This window comes from Nisaea sp., assembly GCF_039990255.1.
Classification (GTDB): Bacteria; Pseudomonadota; Alphaproteobacteria; order Thalassobaculales; family Thalassobaculaceae; genus Nisaea.
Map to the genome: position 1 here is coordinate 41672 of NZ_JBDXGG010000016.1, position 14383 is coordinate 56054.

19 protein-coding genes are annotated in these 14383 nt (G+C 58.8%); 5 read left to right on the forward strand and 14 right to left on the reverse strand.

Annotated features, from left to right (window positions below; translation table 11 throughout):
- Positions 1 to 29: 29 nt before the first annotated feature.
- From ybgC to ABJ076_RS09540, 5 genes are read right to left on the reverse strand one after another with little or no spacing between them, the layout of a single operon-like run.
- On the reverse strand, positions 30 to 494 hold the full coding sequence (ybgC, locus tag ABJ076_RS09520; protein ID WP_348193941.1) for a tol-pal system-associated acyl-CoA thioesterase: 465 nt from the start codon (positions 492 to 494) through the stop codon (positions 30 to 32).
- Complete coding sequence (gene ruvB / locus ABJ076_RS09525; protein ID WP_348193939.1) at positions 487 to 1566, reverse strand: Holliday junction branch migration DNA helicase RuvB; 1080 nt, start codon at positions 1564 to 1566, stop codon at positions 487 to 489. Before ruvB ends, ybgC begins: the two co-directional genes overlap by 8 nt.
- Positions 1563 to 2186: a Holliday junction branch migration protein RuvA gene (ruvA, locus tag ABJ076_RS09530; RefSeq protein WP_348193937.1), complete on the reverse strand. Its 624-nt coding sequence runs from the start codon at positions 2184 to 2186 to the stop codon at positions 1563 to 1565. Before ruvA ends, ruvB begins: the two co-directional genes overlap by 4 nt.
- Positions 2183 to 2761, reverse strand: coding sequence for a crossover junction endodeoxyribonuclease RuvC (ruvC, locus tag ABJ076_RS09535; RefSeq protein ID WP_348193935.1), 579 nt, complete (start codon positions 2759 to 2761; stop codon positions 2183 to 2185). Before ruvC ends, ruvA begins: the two co-directional genes overlap by 4 nt.
- 48 nt (positions 2762 to 2809) lie before the next feature.
- The gene (locus ABJ076_RS09540) at positions 2810 to 3562 is read right to left on the reverse strand and encodes a YebC/PmpR family DNA-binding transcriptional regulator (protein ID WP_348193933.1); all 753 of its coding nucleotides are present in this window, start codon (positions 3560 to 3562) and stop codon (positions 2810 to 2812) included.
- A 423-nt stretch (positions 3563 to 3985) separates the two neighbouring features.
- On the opposite strand from ABJ076_RS09540, the gene ABJ076_RS09545 reads away from it, so the two are divergent.
- Both ABJ076_RS09545 and ABJ076_RS09550 read left to right on the forward strand, forming a co-directional pair.
- Complete coding sequence (locus ABJ076_RS09545; protein WP_348193932.1) at positions 3986 to 4516, forward strand: response regulator; 531 nt, start codon at positions 3986 to 3988, stop codon at positions 4514 to 4516.
- 49 nt (positions 4517 to 4565) lie between these two features.
- Positions 4566 to 5066, forward strand: coding sequence for a hypothetical protein (locus ABJ076_RS09550; RefSeq protein WP_348193930.1), 501 nt, complete (start codon positions 4566 to 4568; stop codon positions 5064 to 5066).
- Positions 5067 to 5088: 22 nt separating this feature from the next.
- On the opposite strand, the gene ABJ076_RS09555 is transcribed toward ABJ076_RS09550, so the two are convergent.
- The 4 genes from ABJ076_RS09555 to ABJ076_RS09570 form a co-directional block, all read right to left on the reverse strand.
- The gene (locus ABJ076_RS09555) at positions 5089 to 5529 is read right to left on the reverse strand and encodes a thioesterase family protein (protein WP_348193928.1); all 441 of its coding nucleotides are present in this window, start codon (positions 5527 to 5529) and stop codon (positions 5089 to 5091) included.
- The gene (locus tag ABJ076_RS09560; RefSeq protein WP_348193927.1) at positions 5526 to 6326 is read right to left on the reverse strand and encodes an alpha/beta hydrolase; all 801 of its coding nucleotides are present in this window, start codon (positions 6324 to 6326) and stop codon (positions 5526 to 5528) included. The genes ABJ076_RS09555 and ABJ076_RS09560 overlap by 4 nt, the downstream gene beginning before the upstream one ends.
- Before the next feature lie 2 nt (positions 6327 to 6328).
- Positions 6329 to 7636, reverse strand: coding sequence for an O-acetylhomoserine aminocarboxypropyltransferase (locus ABJ076_RS09565; protein ID WP_348193925.1), 1308 nt, complete (start codon positions 7634 to 7636; stop codon positions 6329 to 6331).
- An 815-nt stretch (positions 7637 to 8451) separates the two neighbouring features.
- Positions 8452 to 9048 carry a UbiX family flavin prenyltransferase gene (locus tag ABJ076_RS09570; RefSeq protein ID WP_348193923.1) on the reverse strand — a complete coding sequence of 199 codons (597 nt, stop codon included), beginning with the start codon at positions 9046 to 9048 and terminating at the stop codon, positions 8452 to 8454.
- A gap of 158 nt (positions 9049 to 9206) precedes the next feature.
- On the opposite strand from ABJ076_RS09570, the gene ABJ076_RS09575 reads away from it, so the two are divergent.
- Positions 9207 to 9371: a DUF465 domain-containing protein gene (locus ABJ076_RS09575; protein WP_348193922.1), complete on the forward strand. Its 165-nt coding sequence runs from the start codon at positions 9207 to 9209 to the stop codon at positions 9369 to 9371.
- 98 nt (positions 9372 to 9469) lie between these two features.
- Here the strand turns inward: ABJ076_RS09575 and ABJ076_RS09580 are convergent, their stop codons facing one another.
- The 3 genes from ABJ076_RS09580 to ABJ076_RS09590 all read right to left on the reverse strand — a co-directional run bounded on the left by ABJ076_RS09580 (position 9470) and on the right by ABJ076_RS09590 (position 11405).
- A complete protein-coding gene (locus ABJ076_RS09580) occupies positions 9470 to 10249 on the reverse strand; it encodes a 3-hydroxybutyrate dehydrogenase (RefSeq protein ID WP_348193920.1) in 780 nt (259 codons plus the stop codon).
- 108 nt (positions 10250 to 10357) lie between these two features.
- On the reverse strand, positions 10358 to 11137 hold the full coding sequence (locus tag ABJ076_RS09585) for a 3-hydroxybutyrate dehydrogenase (RefSeq protein WP_348193918.1): 780 nt from the start codon (positions 11135 to 11137) through the stop codon (positions 10358 to 10360).
- 85 nt (positions 11138 to 11222) lie between these two features.
- Positions 11223 to 11405, reverse strand: coding sequence for a DUF1192 domain-containing protein (locus ABJ076_RS09590; RefSeq protein WP_348193917.1), 183 nt, complete (start codon positions 11403 to 11405; stop codon positions 11223 to 11225).
- Between the two features lie 189 nt (positions 11406 to 11594).
- On the opposite strand from ABJ076_RS09590, the gene ABJ076_RS09595 reads away from it, so the two are divergent.
- Positions 11595 to 12161 carry a cell cycle transcriptional regulator TrcR gene (locus ABJ076_RS09595; RefSeq protein WP_348193915.1) on the forward strand — a complete coding sequence of 189 codons (567 nt, stop codon included), beginning with the start codon at positions 11595 to 11597 and terminating at the stop codon, positions 12159 to 12161.
- Positions 12162 to 12211: 50 nt separating this feature from the next.
- On the opposite strand, the gene ABJ076_RS09600 is transcribed toward ABJ076_RS09595, so the two are convergent.
- Entirely contained in the window at positions 12212 to 12754 is a 543-nt protein-coding gene (locus tag ABJ076_RS09600; RefSeq protein ID WP_348193914.1) for a TetR/AcrR family transcriptional regulator, read from the reverse strand.
- A 301-nt stretch (positions 12755 to 13055) separates the two neighbouring features.
- On the opposite strand from ABJ076_RS09600, the gene ABJ076_RS09605 reads away from it, so the two are divergent.
- Positions 13056 to 13688 (forward strand): YdhR family protein, encoded by a 633-nt coding sequence (locus ABJ076_RS09605; protein WP_348193912.1) that lies wholly within the window; start codon positions 13056 to 13058, stop codon positions 13686 to 13688.
- 16 nt (positions 13689 to 13704) lie between these two features.
- Here ABJ076_RS09605 and ABJ076_RS09610 read toward each other — a convergent pair whose 3' ends face one another.
- Complete coding sequence (locus ABJ076_RS09610; RefSeq protein ID WP_348193910.1) at positions 13705 to 14361, reverse strand: ferredoxin; 657 nt, start codon at positions 14359 to 14361, stop codon at positions 13705 to 13707.
- Between the last annotated feature and the right edge of the window lie 22 nt (positions 14362 to 14383).

The window sequence follows — 14383 nt, forward strand, 5'->3', positions numbered from 1 at the left end:
CCTCTGTCCTTTGGCTTGAGCGACGATCATCACAATCCCCCTCCGTCGTGCCGGTCCAGTTTCGATTTGACCGATTGCGGCACCCGCACCGGGCGCCCCTTCCGGTCCACACAGGCGATAGTGCTGACCACCTTCACAAGATACCCGTCCACACCCGTCTTTGAGATGTTTTGCTCAACCAGAAAGGACGCACCCTTAATCCCGGCAATCACCGTCTGGATTTCAAGCGCGTCGTCGAGCCGGGCGGGCAGGCGAAAATCGATCTCACTGCGCCTGACAACGAAGTAAACGCCTTCCGCGTCAGAAAGTTCCGACTGAGAGACACCGACATCGCGGAGGTATTCCGTGCGGCCACGTTCGGCGAAACGCAGATAGTTGGCGTGATAGACGACGCCACCTGCATCCGTGTCCTCGTAATAGACGCGGGCGCGTAGCATATGTGTACCGTCCGCCGTGAACACCGTCACCGCAGGCTGCAGCAGCCGCTCAGACATCCTCATCCTCGGCATTATTGTCGAGAAGGGTCATTTGCGCGGCTTCAGCGGGCGTCCTGTTCGGCATGGCAAGGCCGAGATAGCGGTAGCCGGATTCGGACAGAAGCCGCCCTCGCGGCGTGCGCTGAAGCAAGCCCTGTTGCAACAGATAAGGCTCGATCACTTCCTCGATAACGTCGCGTTGCTCGGCCAGTGCCGCCGCGAGGGTCTCCGCCCCGACCGGTCCACCACCATAATTGTCTGCGATACAGCGCAGATAGCGTCGGTCCATTGCATCCAGCCCGCGCTTGTCGATATCGAGACGGTTCAGCGCGCCGTCAGCGGCCTTCTGATCGATTTCATCGACACCTGCAACCGCAGCAAAATCCCGCACCCGGCGCAACAGGCGCCCGGCCACGCGCGGTGTCCCGCGTGAGCGGCTGGCGACTTCCGCAGCCCCTTCAGGCAATAGATTCATTCCGAGCAGGGAGGCACCGCGCATGACGATGCTCTGCAGCTCCTCCGGTGTGTAAAATTGCAGCCGCAACGGAATGCCGAAGCGCTCCCGCAAAGGCGTCGTGATCAGACCGGACCGTGTCGTCGCCGCCACCAGGGTAAAGGGCGACAAGTCGATCCGGATTGACCGGGCCGCCGGGCCTTCACCGATAATGAGGTCGAGCTGAAAATCCTCCATAGCCGGATAAAGCACTTCCTCTACGGCAGGATTAAGGCGATGGATCTCATCGATGAAGAGAACGTCGCGCGCCTGAAGGTTGGTCAGCAGGGCCGCAAGGTCTCCAGCCTTGGCGATCACCGGGCCTGATGTGGCGCGGAAATTCACCCCGAGCTCGCGGGCGACGATCTGGGCCAGCGTGGTCTTGCCGAGGCCGGGCGGTCCGAAGAAAAGCGCGTGGTCCATCGCCTCTTCACGAGTCTTCGCAGCCTCGATGAAGACTTTGAGATTCTCCCGCATCTGCTTCTGGCCGACGAAATCATCAAGAGTAACCGGACGCAGCGCCCGCTCGGGCGTGTCCTCAGTCGACCGTTCGCCGTCGACGATCCGGCCCTCTTCGCCATCATCCCAGTCGCTCACGAAGCGAGCTCCTTCAGCCCGCCGGTGATCAACTGGTTAAGGTCCGCATCAGGTCCGATCGCTTTGATAGCGGCATGAACAGCGCCATAGGCAATGCTGCGGTCATAGCCGAGATTCACCAGGGCGGAGATCGCATCGGCGACAGCGGCGGATTCTCCCGCCGGTGCGGCCGTGCCGCCCGCAGGTGCCGGCATTGAGGCATCGGCGCCGAGCGAGATGTTCACCGCCTTGTCTTTCAGCTCGTTCACGATCCGGCCGGCCAGCTTGGGGCCGACGCCGTCCGCCCGGGTCAGCATCTTGGCATCCCCGGCGGCAACAGACCTCAGGACCTCGTCAGGCGCCAACGCGGACAGGATGGAAAGTGCCGCCTTGGCCCCTACGCCCTGCACTGTCTGCAGGATCCTGAACATCTCCTGCTCCGCCTTGTCAGCGAAACCATAGAGATGAATGTGGTCCTCGCGAACATGGGTTTCGACATGAACAGAGACATTCCCGCCCTTGTCCCCCAGTTTCGCAAGTGTCCGGCTGGACGCGAAAATCAGATACCCGACGCCGCCGACATCGATCACAGCGCTGCCGTCACCGAAGGAATCGAGAACACCCCGCAACTTGGCGATCACTGGCCCATCTCCTTACGCAGAGCCGCCTGGATCGCGCGCTCGTACCCACCGGTTGCAGATTGTTGTTTGATCCGGGACACGCCCACCGTCTCGCCGAAGGCATGCCGACTCTGGGCGAAATGCGCATGGCAGATCGCCACGGCAAGCGCATCCGCCGCATCCGCAGAATCGAAAACAGCCTCGGGCAGCAGCTTCGACACCATGATCTGGACCTGGTCCTTGTTGGCGTGACCGGCCCCGACAACGGTCTTCTTTACCCGGTTCGGCGCGTATTCCGTCACCCGCAGCCCCTGCTTGGCAGGCGCCAGCAGAACAGCGCCGCGGGCCAGACCAAGCTTCAGAGTTGATTCCGGATTCTTGTTGACGAAAGTCTCTTCGACCGCTGCCTCACCGGGAGTGTGACGGCTGAGGATTTCCAGAACGCCGTCGTGCAATTCCAGGAGCCGTTCCGCGATGGAGCGACTTGCCGTAGATTTCAAAGTCCCATTGGCAACATGTCGCAGCCGATGGCCATCCACATCAATCACACCCCAGCCGGTAAAGCGGAGGCCGGGGTCGAGACCGAGAAGCCTCATCGCGGTTGCATCTCCCCAATTGGGTTTCGGCAAAACTCCCGCATTGGGTCAGGCAGCCGCCGTCAGTTTCCGCATGACATCGTCCGGGATCTCGAAATTTGCCGAGACGGACTGGACGTCGTCGAGGTCTTCCAGAGCGCCCAGCAGTTTCATGATGGTCTCGGCATGACTTTCGTCCACCGGCACCGTGTTCTGAGGCTTCCACGACAGCTCCGCCTCTTCGGGAGCCCCGAACTGCTCTGAGAGCGCTTCACGAACAGCGCTCAGATCATCGGGCGCGCAGGTTATGACATGCCCGTCCTCGGAGGATTCGACATTTTCGGCGCCCGCTTCCAGCGCAGCCTCGAACATGGCATCGGCCTCTGCCTTTTCAGCCGGATAGGAAATCTGGCCAACCCGATCGAACATGAAGCTGACCGAGTTGGTCTCGCCAAGGGCGCCACCGTATTTGGAAAAAGTGGAGCGCACTTCGGAAGCCGTGCGATTGCGATTGTCCGTCAATGCCTCGACGATCATGGCGACACCGCCGGACGCATAGCCCTCGTAGCGAATATCCTCATAATTGTCGTCAGCGCCGCCGCCTTCGGCCTTCTTCAGCACCCGGTCGATATTGTCCTTCGGCATGTTGGCCTCGCGGGCCGCCTGAATTGCCGACCGCAGGCGCGGGTTGGCGCTCGCATCAGTACTCGCCTTCGCCGCGACGGCGATTTCTCGGATCAACCGGGTAAACAGCTTCGCGCGCTTTTTGTCCTGCGCACCCTTGCGGTACATGATGTTCTTAAATTGGGAATGCCCTGCCATTTCCTTACAATCCTCATGGAGCCCAGGCTCGTTCGAAATGCCGCTCGGGGCGCGACGAAGCGCACCAAGCGGCCCGGAGGCTGGATCAATCGGCGAATCGGGCATCAAGTCAAGAGCAACGGGCAAACCTGTTTGCCGCCACGCCGCAGTTTCCTGCCGTTCGCAACTGAATACAGCCTAGTTAAAACTGACTTGAACTATACCAGATATTGTATGAAGACGCACCAGAAGAGGCGGATTTCCGGGCTTGGGCGACGTTTTCAGCATGTGCAAATGGACACATTTGCAATGCCACCCTGAATTGAGAAGCGCGCAATCCGGCTATAGCCTTACCCACCGGAAGTCGACTAAACTCCAGTTAAGGATAACAAATTGTTAAGATTCTACGGTTCCGGCATGCTGGACCCGGGGAAGTCGTGGTGAATGTCTCAAAGTCCGACCAACGAAGCCCGTTTTCAGCGTCTCACAGTGATGATCGTCGAAGACAGCCAACCCATGCGAGAAGTGCTGCGGGCGATGCTGCAGGCAGTCGGTGTCAAAAACATCATCGACGCCCGTGACGGGCAGCACGCTATCCGCAAACTCAGCGAATATCAGGTCGATCTGATCATCACCGACTGGGTGATGGAAGAGATGGATGGCATAGAATTAACCCGCTGGATCCGGAACGATCCGGTCAGCCCGGATGAATTCTTGCCGATAATCATGGTCAGCGGTCACACCGAATCAAACCGGATCGAGATGGCCCGCGATGCCGGCGTGACCGAATTCATTGCCAAGCCTCTTACGGGTGTTGGCCTTATCCAGCGGCTTGTCGCCGTTGTGGAATACCCCCGCCCCTTCGTTCGGACCGATGATTATTTCGGGCCCGACCGTCGCCGAAAGGTAGAATCCTTTACAGGAGAAGAACGGCGCGCTGCCGAATTGCGCGACCGGGACGCACGCAGCGCCTAATCGGCCAGAAACACACCAGACGAGCAAACCGGCTTACGAGAGGATAGAAATGGCCCAGCCCCCGAAAGGTACGTACGAGGTCATTCATCAGCCCAACAAGCTGAAAGATCTGGTCGGCGGACCCGCGCGCATGGATGAGCGTCTGATCGCAAAAACCGAAGCCGCGCTGGCGGAGGCCGTATCAAAGATCGACCTCTCGGAAACCGCTAAGGACAGCATCGTCAAATTGGACGAGGCCGTTGAGAGACTACAGGAGGAAGACGCCGAGGCTGCCGGCCCCGAACGCACGATCTATACGGTGATGCACGATCTTCGATCCCAGGGGGCCAGCTTCGGCTACCCAATGGTTGAGAAAATCGCGACCTCGATGAACCGCTATCTGGAGCTGGGTGAGCCCGGCCAGCGCGGGCACAACGATGCGGACGCCATCAAAGCCCATGTGGATGCCTTGAAAGCCGTGGTCGCAACAAAAATGAAGGGCGAGGCCGGCACCATAGGCCAGCAGATCGTCGCCGGTCTCTACAGAATTTCCCGCACCAAGACAAAATAGGCAGCCGTCCTAACCAACGGGCCTACTCGAGGCGGAGCTTCTCCATCTCGGCACGCATATCCTGCGGGATTGGCGCCGGAGTCTGCGTGGACCGGTCGACATAGACATGCACGAAATGACCGAGTGCGGCGATTTCATCGTCGCCTTCACGGAACAGCGCGGTTGCATACGTCACGCTCGACCGGCCGAGACGATCCACCCGGATCCCTGCATCAATGCGATCCGGAAAAACCAGTGATTTCTTGAACTGGCAACGGGTCTCCACGACCAGTCCGACGATGGGACTGTTATGGATATCCAGCCCGGCTTCACGGATCAGATGCGTGTTCACGGCCGTATCGAAATAGGAATAATACTGGACGTTGTTGACGTGCCCGTAGACGTCATTGTCCATCCAGCGGGTCGGAAGCTCCAGCCACCAGCGAAACCGGTCGCGGGTCTCGGGTACGCTCTCCGCACTCACCTAAGCGCCCCAAAAAACTCAGCCAACACATCCAGCGTCTCGTCCGGTTGCTCGATCATCATCATGTGACCCGCTTTCGGGAGAATAACGGTTCGAGCATTCGGCAAAGCCTCCACTAGCGGCTGGGCCAGTTTAGCCGGGGTCATCTTGTCGTCGGAGCCGGAAAGCACCATTGCCGGACACGTGACCGCAGCGGCAGCTTTCAACGCCCCGTCATAAGCATCGCAGGCAGCAAGATCGGTCGCCAGCACCGCATAGTCGCCTGCTTCCAGCAAACGCATGCTCGCACCACAGACCCAGGCTCCCGGCGCTCTGTGACCACCGATTTGCGCGCGCTTGCCTACGCCCCAGCCAACCATGGTCTCAAGCGCCATGTGGTTGCCTGTTCGGGCAGCGTTCAGAAGATCCGGATGCACCTTCATTTCCGGCACCGAGCCGAGCAAGGCCAGAGCTTTTGCGCGAGCACCCAGACGAGAAGCAACCTCAAGTGCGATGAGCGAGCCCATGGAATGCCCCATGACCACCACATCTCCGGCGCCGACCGCATCCAGCGCGGTCAGACACCAGTCAGCGAAAGCCGGGATACTCTCCGGCACCGCCCCGGCGCTACGGCTATGCCCCGGCAGATCGACTGCAAGGACGGAAAAACCGTGATGCGCAAAGTAACGGGCCTGCATGGACCAGACCGTATGGTCCATCCCGGCACCATGCAGCATCAGGATCGTGGTCTTGCTACCGTCAAATGGACGGCCGCCCGTCGCCGCAAATGCCTCGTTCCGCCCTACATCAAACTTCATTTCTAACCCGCCTTGCGCACAGTTGCGGCACGCAGCGCCTGTTTCAGATCGCCAATCAGGTCGTCCACATCCTCAAGCCCGACTGAAAGCCGAACCAGATCCTCGGAAAGTCCCGCCGCCTTCATCATCTCCGCGTCCATCTGCTGGTGCGTTGTGCTGGCCGGATGGATAACCAGTGATTTAGCATCGCCGACATTGGCGAGGTGCGACCAGACGCCGAGCCGATCGATGAAGGTCCGTCCAGCCTCGCGTCCGCCCTTGATCCCGAAAGCGATCATCGATCCCGCGCCTTTCGGCATCATCCTTGCGGCAAGCTCCTTATCCGGGTGGCTGTCCAGTTCTGGATAGAGCACCCATTCAACCGCCTCGGATGCTTCAAGGAAGGCTGCAACCTTGCGCGCGTTGGCAACATGCCGATCCATCCGCAGCGGCAAGGTCTCAATGCCCTGCATGAGATGGAACGCGTTAGTCGGCGACATGCAGGCACCAAAATCCCGCAACCCCTCGGCCCGAGCCCGCATGCAAAGGGCCTGCGGGCCGAATTCCTCGGCAAAATCGAGGCCGTGATACCCCCCATAGGGCTCCGTCAGCGTCGGGAATTTTCCGGACGCCTCCCAATCGAACCGGCCGCCATCGACCAGAACGCCGCCAATGGCGACGCCATGCCCGCCCAGCCACTTGGTGGCGGAATGCATGATGAGGTCGGCGCCGTGGTCGAACGGCCGGCAGAGATAGGGCGTCGTGAAGGTCGAATCGATCATCAACGGTATACCGGCTTGATGCGCAACTTCAGCCAACGCGGCGATATCCAGCACTTCAAGGCCGGGGTTCCCGATAGTCTCGGCGAAGACGAGACGGGTCTCCGGCTTGATCGCCTTGCGGAAGCCCTCGATATCTCGTGGATGAACCTTGGTGGTCTCAATGCCGAATCGCGGTAGCGTGTGACTGAAAAGATTGTGGCTACCGCCATAGAGCGCGCTGGAGGCAACAATATGCGAGCCCGCCCCCATAAGCGTTACAATCGCGAGATGCAGAGCCGCGTGACCGCTGGCAGTCGCCACCGCGCCGACGCCGCCTTCGAGCGCCGCGATACGTTCTTCCAGCACTGCTACGGTCGGGTTCGAGATCCGCGAATAGATGTGCCCGGCCCGCTCCAGGTTGAACAGCGAGGCCGCATGCTCGGAGTCCCGGAACACATAGGACGTGGTCTGGTAGATCGGCACCGCCCGTGCGCCAGTATCGCTGTCCGGCTGCTGTCCGGCATGCAGTGCGAGCGTATCGAAACCAAATAGATTTCCGTCTGAAGCCATGTTCTGCACCTCCATCCTGCGCTTTGGTCAGGTTCGGCGCGATCTTTAACGGATGGGAGATTGGACGCAAGCGCGATAGCGCAATCGGGGAAATATTTTCGAGACCCGGCTCCGCTCTGCAGAGTCGTCCGAACCCTCGGCTCAGAATCAAAGGACCGCGCAAAAGCGCGGCCCCTTTTTTATTCTTTTTAGAGTTTGAGCACCCTGTTCAACTTGCCCGAGGCAGACGGTAATGCGCCCACCAGAAATGTCAAGTCGGAGTCAGCGCGGCGACAAAAATGTGACATCAAACAGCTCAAAAGAACACCCCAGCCACCCCCGGAAAGGCGCTTGGCAGAGGCAAGACCATGTGTTGCAATGGAACGCTAACGCCCTAAAAAACAAGCCTTACTGGCTTCAACCCTCAAACTGAGAATCCGAAACTGCCATAAAGCGCACGCGCCGGATCGGCATTGATCGAGATACTCAAATGAATGTGAGTGACACCATCGAATGTTCCCGGATAAGCATCGCGGTTTCCATTGAGGCGCGACTGCGCCAAGCCCCCTCACAACCGATGCGACATAAACAATCCGCATAAAAATCTTATGCCGTGTTTTCCGTTTATGCTCCCGGTAAAGTTCCCGTAGACGACATCGGCATTCGGTCGCGCGAACAACTGACGAACGTCTTCTTCGAACTGCAGGAAATCATCTTAGAGGACTGCTGCAAAAAATGCTGTGCACCCAGCCAGCGCCTCTCACCGCAAAGCAAGGAACGCAGCTTCATCTCCATGACCAGGTGCGCGGACGGAAAAGGCTGCTTCCCTCCCCGGGTCACGGCGCAGCGTCTTCCTTCCAGCGGCGAACCGTGCCGCTGTCGATATCGAAAAGATCCAGCACCCGGCCAACGGAGTGATCAACCATATCCGCGATGGATTCCGGCTTCGCGTAGAAGGCTGGAACCGGCGGCGCAATGATCGCGCCCATGTCTGACAATGACAGCATGTTTCGCAGGTGCCCGGAATGCAGCGGCGTCTCCCGTACCATGCAGACCAGCCGACGGCGCTCCTTCAGGATCACGTCGGCCGCGCGCGAAAGCAGCGTATCGGTGACGCCCGTTGCAATCTCCGCCAAACTCTTCATCGAGCACGGGGCAATGATCATCCCCATCGTCCGGAATGACCCGGAAGCGACGGCAGCACCAATGTCCTTGTTGGCATGCACCACGTCAGCAAGTTTCTCGACATCCCGCACCTTGAGGTCCGTCTCATGTGCGAGCGTGACTTCCGCCGCTCGGCTCATAATCAGGTGCGTCTCAATTTTCTGCTCGACCGGCAGAGCCTTCAGCATTTCCAGCAGCCGAACGCCATAGACGATTCCAGAAGCACCGCTAATCGCGATGATCAGCCTGTTTTTTGCAGGGTTTCTCATGAAAAAATTTACCTCGGGAATCCAGCACGTTGCAGTGCTTTCGCCAAAAAACCGCGCACCCTGCCCGAGGTGCGCTCATTGCACAAGCCCCTAAAGATACCTATTCTCAAAAATGTAGTAATCGACAGCACACGTTGATCCGAAAGGAGAGCATCGGCATGGCCCAATCACAGCGTATCGAGTCGCTGAAGCAACGCCACCAAACTCTGGAGCGCAACCTTGATCAGGAACGTACCAGACCCATGCCAGACACTGCCGCTATCGCGGAAATAAAACGTATGAAGCTTGCGATCAAGGATGAGATGGAGAATCTCGGAGCCTAGCAGGGCACCCCCTACACATAACGGCTTTCATCAGAGAGCCATTTCACACCCGCCGGATTTTCGGCGGGTGTTTGTTTTTTGGCTCCGATGAATTCGGCTTAAGTAGCCATCCAGCCACCATCGAGCGTTATCGTCGTCCCGGTCATATTGTCGGCGGCACTGCTGCAAAGAAACAGGGCGGTTTCGGCCAGTTGTTCGAACGTAGTGAACCTGCCGGACGGCTGCTGATCGATCAGCAGATCATAAGTCGCCTGCTCGATACTGGTTCCGTCCCTTTTGGCGCGGTCTTCGATTTGCACGTCGACCAATGGCGTCTTTACCCAGCCGGGGCAGATGGCATTACAGGTCACACCGCTCTGGGCATTCTCCAGCCCGGTGACTTTGGTCAGGCCAACAACGCCATGTTTCGCCGCGACATAGGCAGACTTGCGAACAGAGCCGCCAAGCCCCGCATTGGACGCAATATTGACAATTCGTCCCCAGCCACGCCTCTTCATGCCGGGCAAAACAGCCCGCGTCGCATGAAACGGAGCCGAGAGATTTATGCCGATCAGCGCGTCCCAGCGCTCTGTCGGGAATACCTCGATCACTTCGGTGTACTGGACACCTGCATTGTTCACCAGAACATCGACGCCGCCGAAATGCCCCTCCGCCGCACGGACCAGAGCTTCGATTTCGTCCGGCCGGGCCATATTGGCACCGTGATAGATAACCTCAACGCCATGAGCCGCCGCCAGGGCCGCACGCGCAGCCTCGATCAGACCAGCATCGCCCAAACCGTTCAGCACTATATTCGCGCCCTCGGCAGCGAATCCCCCAGCCAATGCCGCGCCGATCCCGCTCGTCGAGCCGGTTACGATAACTGTCTTGCCTTTCACGGGTGTCCTTTCCATGAAGCAGAACGATATGCGGGTAACCGTTGGAACACGGAACTCACCGAAGACTTGAGCCCTGGGGAAAAGGCTCGGAGGGAGCGGGCTTAGCCGCTATTGCGCAGTCCAGCCGCCGTCTAGCGTAACTGTTGTACCCGTCATGTTACTGGCAGCATCGCCGCACAGAAAGACCGCGGCACCCGCGAGTTGCTCGACCGTGGTGAATTGCCCCGACGGCTGCTTTTCCAGCAACAATGCCTGGGTCTCGTGCTCGACACTGGTACCGTTGGCCTCGGCCCGTGCCTCGATCTGAGCAATGACTAACGGCGTCTTCACCCAGCCCGGGCAAATCGCGTTGCACGTCACACCGCTCTGGGCATTTTCCAGAGCCGCGACCTTAGTAAGGCCGACAATGCCGTGCTTGGCGGCTACATAGGCAGACTTGTTCACCGAGGCGACCAGACCATGCGCCGAGGCCACATTGATGATCCGTCCCCAGCCACGCTTTTGCATACCGGGCAGAACGGCTCGCATACCGTGAAAAGCGGCTGAAAGATTGATGGCAATTACCGCGTTCCACTTGTCCACCGGGAATTCCTCGATGGGAGCGGTATGCTGGATGCCCGCATTGTTCACGAGAATATCGACGGAGCCAAACTGGCCTGCAGCTGTCCGGATCAGATCCTCGATCTCATCCGGCTTGGTCATATCGGCGCCATGATAGATAACCGGGACGCCATATTCCGCTTCGAGAGAGGCGCGTCCTTTCTCGATATCCGCAATATCGCCCAGGCCATTGATGACGATGTTCGCGCCCTCGGCAGCGAATGCCGCCGCCATGGCTGCGCCGATCCCGCTGGTCGACCCAGTGACGACTGCCGTCTTGCCCTTCATGCCCCTGTCCCCATATCCATCCGTTTTGTCTATCCCGTGCGATACAGAGAATAATCCTCTGCCGCAAGGTCCGGCAGACTGATGCCTACCGCTTGAAAAGCGACTCAGCCGCCGAGGAAACTGACTGCTTCTCGACAATCATCGCTTCCGCACGCTGAATTTCAGTCTTCATATTCGCGATATAGCCTTCAAGGTCCTCGATATTCCAGGTCGAAAGATCGACCGGTTTGCGGGTCACGTTCTTCGGTTCAAGATCTTCGAACGTCATCTGCCTTCTCCCGATAGCCGGTTTCGCCGCGATCCATCTTGATGCCTCATGCATTTTGACGACGACTTATGATTGGATCGTTCCGTATCTTGCTCTATATAACCATTATTCAGAACATTTCAGACAACCAAGAAAGAACGGATCCGCAGTCCGAGTGGTATGCGGATAACGCGCTTCAAAGGAGATATCATGGCGAATCCGCTGATGCCGAAAGCGACGGCCGTCTGGCTGATCGACAATACGGCGTTGTCGTTCGAACAGATCGCCGATTTCTGCGGCCTTCATCCCCTCGAAGTTCAGGCCATCGCCGATGGCGAGGTCAGCTCGGGTATTCAGGGGATTGACCCGCTGCAGAATGGGCAGCTGGCCCGTGGCGAGATCGAGAAGGCCCAGGAAGACTCATCTTATCGGATGAAAATACTGGTGAGCACTCTGCCGGCGCCGAAAGCCCGCTCAAAGGGGCCGAAATACGTTCCGGTTTCCAAGCGCGGCGACAAGCCGGATGCAATCGCCTGGCTGGTCAAGCACCATCCGGAGCTGAAGGACGCCCAGGTCGCCAAACTGGTCGGCACGACCAAGGACACGATAGACAAAGTCCGCGACCGCACGCACTGGAACTCCCAGAACATCACGGCCCGTCACCCGGTCCTGCTCGGCCTCTGCTCGCAGATCGACCTGGATCAGGCCGTAACCAAAGCTGGCGGCACCGTCGCTCCGCCGGAAGCCCAACTCGAATCGATTTCCGAAGTGCCCTGATTCAAATCCATCCGAACAACAAACGGCCGGTCAAATGACCGGCCGTTTTGCTATCTGGCTGGTCCCGCAGCCACAAGGGCAGCACTACGCACCGCAGCGGCAATCTCTTCCGCCGGTCCATCTTCCCCGACCGCCCGTGCCATCGTCAGCCCGCCGATCAAGCCGGTCAGGAAAGCCCAGGCCCGCGCACGCCGGCCGACATAGTCACCGCCGGCCAGTCCATCCGCGATCCGGTCCACAATCTGGTTCATCCTGTCTGCATAGGCCTGATGCAGGTCCCCCTGTCCTCTCGCCACCTCCGGCGACAGACTTGCCATGGCACAGCCGCAGGAGAGGTCTGCGCGATGCGGCTTTCCAAGGTAATAGTTGGCGAACGCCTCCAGCCATTTAGCTCCATGCTCACCTCTGAACAGCCGGATGCCATCCAGAACCTCGTCCAGACCAATTTCCAACGCTGCGGCGAAAGCAAGGTCTTTCGACTTTAAGTGTGCATAAAACGCCCCGGACGTGACCCCGGCTGCGTTCGCAATTCCATCAACCCCGATCCCGGCATAGCCATGCGCCCTAAACCCGGCACTTGCCGCGGTTAGCATCTTTTTCCTCGTCTCGTCCCTACGCGTATTCATGCCGTAATCCCTAAAAATAGCGATCGTTATATAATTTGTTGACTCGCTGCGATCTCCGCCATAAGTAACATCACGACCGTTATATAACGATCGTTATTTAAAGGGGATGTATATGGACGAAAACCAACCACCAAGATCCGAACGGCATCCATCACGGCGCGAAATTCTTGCTGGCGGCATGGCTGCGACAGCGACGGCGCCCCTCATCGTCAGCGCAATATTGCGGTCTGGGACCGGGCACGCCCAATCATCAACATCGGAGATCAAAATGCCCCCAGAAGCCTTCGTTTACACAGAACTCCAGATTTCAGTACCGTTCGACCAGGGGCCATGGCGCCAAGTCAATCCAGTCATCCGGCAACAACCCGGCTTCCTAAGCAAGACTTGGCTATTCGGTCTCGGCACGCAATCGCTCGGCGGATTCTACAGCTTCGATTCTGTCGAGAATGCCAAGAAATTCGTAACCGGGTACTTCCCGACGGAGACACGTCGGTTTGGCGTCACCCATACAACCCGGGTATTTGATGCGGAGGGTGTTGCCGAAGCGAGCACAGATATGGGGTCGCCCTATTTCGGTGGGATCACCGAGCAAGCACCCGGCGCCTATGTCTACACGGAGTTGCAGCTCAGTGTTCCGTTCGAACGAGCCCCATGGCAAAAGCGTAACCCCATCCTGAAGAACCAGCCGGGGTTGCTGAACAAGACCTGGCTGAGCGGATTAAACAACAACAGTATCGGCGGATTCTACGCCTTCGAAACCGTCGAGCATGCACAACGGTTCGCTCTCGAGGATTTTCCAGCCGAAACAGCGCGTCTTGATACAGCCTATTACGCACGAGTCTTCGAGGCACCGCCAGCCGCTGACGCAAGCCGCGACCTGAATTCACCCTACTACAGCTAGCATTGAGCTTGAGGCGCTACACAAAGGCCGCCATGTGAAAGACCGCCTGACCTGCTCCGTAGGCATAATCACGGCCAACGGGGCAGGCCTGGCGTGCCAGGCAAGAGCCGTCGAGACAATAATCCCCCGCACCCGAACGCAGATGCCTACGGCATGCCTGCACATCATACCCCCGCTCTGAGAACGCCCCGACAGGGCAAGTCGAGAGGCAGGGCCGCGCGGTACAACTGTCACAAGGGTTCGCCGACAGATCCTTGTCCGGCAGATCCAGCATCCGCTCGAACAACAAAGCGCCCCGATATCCGTGCCAAAGACCATAGACCGGATGGATAAGGATACCGATCGGGGACGGGAAAACCGGCTCGGCCCGCATCGCCCATTGCTGGAACGGCCGAAAGGGCGGGCCGTCGGACGGCAACACGGCCTCTGCACCAAACGATCCGGCGACCTCATCCAGCACCTCTCTGCTCCAGCGGTCGAGCGGGTTTGCGCCAGCAGGCCGGTTTGCGGAAAACTCTCTCCACATTCCTGGTCCAGCATTTCCGACGAGAAGAACAGTGCCAGCCGATTCGCCACCAGAAAGCTTGATTTCATCGACTTCCGGATGAAATCCGCTGCGCAACAGTAGTCCATAGCGTTCGAGAGCAACCGCAATCGTGCCGCAGTCGGTCATCGCCCCCTTCTCCGGTCATGCA